Raw genomic sequence first — 4,248 nt, 5'->3', positions numbered from 1 at the left:
CTGGCTGGCCACCGGCGGCTGGTAGCCCCTGGCCCCGGGGCCAAGTATAAGAGGCAGGCCCGGGGAGATGACGATGCAGGTCACGATCGATCAGCTGGAGCCGGAGGTGGTGGCGGCGCTGCGGCGGCGTGCGCAGGCGGCGGGGCGCAGCCTCGAGCAGGAGCTGCGAGAGATCCTGCTAAACGCCGCCAGGGACGCACCCGCCGATGAGCCGGGTCGCGAGAAGGTCGAAGCCGAAAAGGCGGAAGCCTGGGTCGAGCGGCTGCGTGCCGTGCGCCGGGAGTTGTGGGGCGACCGGGTCTTGCCGGACAGCACAGAGCTCATTCGCCAGATGAGGGATGAGCGCACGGCATGGCTTGCGGGCGGCTATCGTGATTGACCGCTTGGTCGTCGAAACGAGTATCGCGGTCAACTCGGTCCATCCGGAAGAGGATAGCGAAGCAGCGCAAGGGCTCGGGCATCACTGTCGGCTCCATGCTGATCTGCGCTTCAGTCGAATGTTCACCACTTCGCATCATGCCGGCCGGGTCGAGGGGCTGGCGGATCTGTGACCATCCTCCGCTCCACCCTCGACCCCCACTCTGCCACCTTCCAGGCCCGCGCCCGGCACAACCAGGCCCTGGTCGCCACCCTGCGCGCCCGCGCCGCCGAGGCCGCGGCGGGCGGTGGCCCTGCCGCCCGTGCCCGCCACGAATCGCGCGGCAAGCTGTTCGTCCGCGAGCGGATCGACCGGCTGCTCGACCCGGGTTCGGCCTTCCTGGAGATCGGCCAGCTCGCAGCGTTGAACGTCTATGACGATCCCGTCCCCTCGGCCGGGCTGGTCGCCGGGATCGGCCGGATCGAGGGCCGCACCTGCATGGTGGTGGCCAACGATGCCACGGTGAAGGGCGGCACCTACTACCCGCTCACCGTGAAGAAGCACCTGCGCGCCCAGCGGATCGCACAGGCAAACCGGCTGCCCTGCGTCTACCTGGTCGACAGCGGCGGGGCGTTCCTGCCCGCCCAGGACGAGGTCTTTCCCGACCGCGAGCATTTCGGCCGGATCTTCTACCATCAGGCCCGCATGTCCGCGGAGAACATCCCGCAGATCGCGGTGGTGATGGGCTCGTGCACCGCGGGCGGCGCCTATGTCCCGGCCATGGCCGACCTCGCCGTGATCGTCCGCAACCAGGGCACCATCTTCCTGGGCGGGCCGCCCCTGGTGAAGGCCGCCACCGGCGAGGTGGTGAGCGCCGAAGAGCTGGGTGGCGCCGAGATGCACACCCGCGTTTCCGGCGTGGCCGACCAGCTGGCCGACAACGACCTCCACGCGCTGGATCTCGCCCGCGCCGCGGTGGCAGGGCTCACACCACCACCGCCGTCGCCACCGGACACCGTGCCGGAGCCGCCGCTCTACCCAGCGGAGGAACTGTACGGCCTGATCCCGGAGGACGTGCGCGAGCCCTGGCCGGTCCGGGAACTGCTGGCGCGCATCCTGGACGGCTCGCGGCTCGACGAGTTCAAGCCGCGCTTCGGCCCGACCCTGGTGACCGGCTTTGCCCATCTGTGGGGCATGCCGGTCGGCATCCTCGCCAATGACGGGATCCTGTTCGCCGAGAGTGCCGCCAAGGGAGCCCATTTCATCGAGCTGTGCTGCCGGCGCCGCCTGCCGCTCCTGTTCGTCCAGAACATCTCGGGCTTCATGGTCGGGCGCAGCTACGAGGAGGGCGGCATCGCCAAGGAAGGGGCGAAGCTGGTGCATGCCGTGGCCTGTGCCGACGTGCCCAAGATCACCCTCATGGTCGGTGGCAGCTTCGGCGCCGGCAACTATGCCATGGCCGGCCGGGCCTACGATCCGCGCTTCCTCTGGACCTGGCCGAACGCGCGGATCTCGGTGATGGGCGGCGAGCAGGCCGCCACCGTGCTCTCCACCGTGCGCCGCGACGCCATCGAAGCCAGGGGCGGCAGCTGGACCACCGAGGAGCAGGCCGCCTTCGAAGCGCCGATCCGCGCCCAGTACGCCCGCCAGGGCGACCCCTACTACGCCACTGCAAGGCTCTGGGACGACGGCATCATCGATCCCGCCGACACCCGGCGGGTCCTGGCCCTCTCCCTCGCCGCCACCCTGGCCGCACCGGTCCAAGAGACCAGGTTCGGCGTGTTCCGGATGTAGCCCCATGGCGCTGCGCTACGAACGAGACGGTTCGGTCGTCACCCTGACCCTCGATCGCCCGGAGCGGCGCAACGCGCTGGACGAGGCGCTGATCGCGTCCCTGCATGACCGCTTCGCCGAACTGACGTTCGACCGTTCCGCCAGGGTGGTGGTGCTGCAGGGGGCAGGGCCGGCCTTCTGCAGCGGCGCCGACCTCGACTGGATGCGTCGGGCAGCGGCCTTCTCGCCCGAGGAGAACCAGGCGGATGCCACCCGGTTGTGCGAGATGCTGGTGGCCTTCGACCAGCTGCCGCAGGCGACGATCTGCCTGGCCCATGGTGCCGCCATGGCCGGGGCGCTGGGCCTGGTCTGCGCCGCCGACATCGCCCTTGCCGCCGAAGGTACCCGGTTCGGCCTGAGCGAGGTGCGCCTGGGCCTGGTGCCCGCGATCGTGGCGCCGTTCGTCCTGCGGGCACTGGGCCCCCGCCAGGCCCGGCGCTGGTTCCTCACCGCCGAGCGGTTCGACGCGGCGGCGGCGCGCGAGCTCGGCATTGTCCACGAGGTCGTCCCGCCCGACCGGCTCCACGCCCGTGCCGCCGAACTCACCGGCGAACTCCTCCAGGGCGCCCCCGGTGCCATCGCCGAGGCCAAGCGGGTCATCGGCCTGGTCGCGGCCAACCCGCAGGGCGGCAGCCTCGTGGCCGGCGCCACCGTGGAGGCGATCGCCGCCCGCCGCGCCACGGCCGAGGCCCGCGAGGGCATCGACGCCTTCTTCGCCAAGCGCCCGCCATCCTGGGCGCCCGGCGGATGAGGAAGCTGCTGGTCGCCAACCGGGGCGAGATCGCCTGCCGGATCTTCCGGACCGCCGCCGCCATGGGCATCCGTACCGTGGCGGTGTTCGGCACGCTCGACCGCGACGCCCGCCACGTGGCCCTGGCCGACGAGGCGATCGATCTAGGCGGTGAGAGTGCTGCCGACACCTACCTCTCGATCGACCGGCTGCTCGCTGCCGCCCGCCGCAGCGGCGCCGACGCGATCCATCCCGGCTACGGCTTCCTGTCGGAAAGCCCGGCCTTCGCCGAAGCCGTCGCCGCGGCCGGCCTGACCTTCGTCGGCCCCTCGGCCGCGGCCATGGCGAGGCTCGGCTCCAAGGCCGCCGCCCGCAGCCTCGCCACCTCCCTGGGCATCCCGGTCGTGCCGGGCGATGACGGCGCCGACCAGACCCGCCTGGCCCAGGCGGCAGAGCGGATCGGCTTCCCCCTGCTGGTCAAGGCCGCGGCCGGCGGCGGCGGGCGCGGGATGCGGGTGGTGCGGGAGGCTGACGATCTGGCGGAGCTGCTGGCTTCCGCCCGCGCCGAGGCCGAGGCCGCGTTCGGCGACGGCACGCTGATCCTGGAGCGGCTGGTCGAGCGGCCGCGCCATGTCGAGGTCCAGGTCCTGGCCGACCGGCACGGAAGTGTGGTCGCCCTGGGCGAGCGCGACTGCACCCTGCAGCGCCGGCACCAGAAGGTGATCGAGGAGGCGCCCGCCAGCTTCCTGGATCAGGCCACGCGCACGGCCCTGGGCGAGGCCGCCGTCCGCTTGGTCGCCGCCATCGACTATGCCGGCGCCGCCACCGTCGAGTTCCTCCTGGACCCCCAAGGCTCCTGGCACCTGATCGAGGTCAACACCCGCCTGCAGGTGGAGCATCCGGTCACCGAGCTGGTCACCGGCCTGGACCTGGTCGCCTGGCAGCTGCGCATCGCCAGCGGCGAGCCGCTCCCCGCCGACTGGCCCCCGCCATGCACCGGCCATGCGGTGGAGCTGCGCATCTGCGCCGAGGATCCCGCCCACGATCTGCGCCCGACCACCGGTCGGATCAGCCGGCTGGAACTGCCGCCCGATGCGCGGGTCGACCATGGCCTCGTCGAAGGCATGTCGGTCGGCGCTGAGTTCGACAGCCTGCTCGCCAAGCTGATCGTGCATGGCCGGGACCGTGCCGATGCCCTGGCAAAAGCCGCCGCCGCGCTCGGGTCGGTGGGCATTGGCGGCATCGTCACCAACATCCCGCTGCTGGACGCCATCCTGCGCCAGCCCGACTTCCAGGCGCAGCGGATCGACACGCTCTGGCTGGAGCG

4 protein-coding genes are annotated in these 4,248 nt (G+C 71.9%); all 4 read left to right on the top strand.

The annotated features are described in order from the left end of the window. Positions 1 to 73: 73 nt before the first annotated feature. Positions 74 to 379, top strand: coding sequence for a FitA-like ribbon-helix-helix domain-containing protein (locus VNS22_RS06390; RefSeq protein ID WP_325730739.1), 306 nt, complete (start codon positions 74 to 76; stop codon positions 377 to 379). A gap of 168 nt (positions 380 to 547) precedes the next feature. Further along, a complete protein-coding gene (locus VNS22_RS06385) occupies positions 548 to 2,152 on the top strand; it encodes a carboxyl transferase domain-containing protein (RefSeq protein ID WP_325730737.1) in 1,605 nt (534 codons plus the stop codon). A 4-nt stretch (positions 2,153 to 2,156) separates the two neighbouring features. After that, positions 2,157 to 2,942, top strand: a complete 786-nt coding sequence (locus VNS22_RS06380; RefSeq protein WP_325730736.1) for an enoyl-CoA hydratase-related protein — start codon at positions 2,157 to 2,159, stop codon at positions 2,940 to 2,942. Continuing rightward, on the top strand, positions 2,939 to 4,248 hold a 1,310-nt coding region (locus tag VNS22_RS06375; protein ID WP_325730735.1), incomplete at its 3' end, for an acetyl-CoA carboxylase biotin carboxylase subunit. The genes VNS22_RS06380 and VNS22_RS06375, both read left to right, overlap by 4 nt.

The sequence above is a fragment of the Geminicoccus sp. genome, assembly GCF_035556675.1.
In the GTDB taxonomy this organism is placed as follows: Bacteria; Pseudomonadota; Alphaproteobacteria; order Geminicoccales; family Geminicoccaceae; genus Geminicoccus.
Note: the sequence above shows the minus strand (reverse complement) of the source record. Positions and strands in the feature narration are given on the sequence as shown.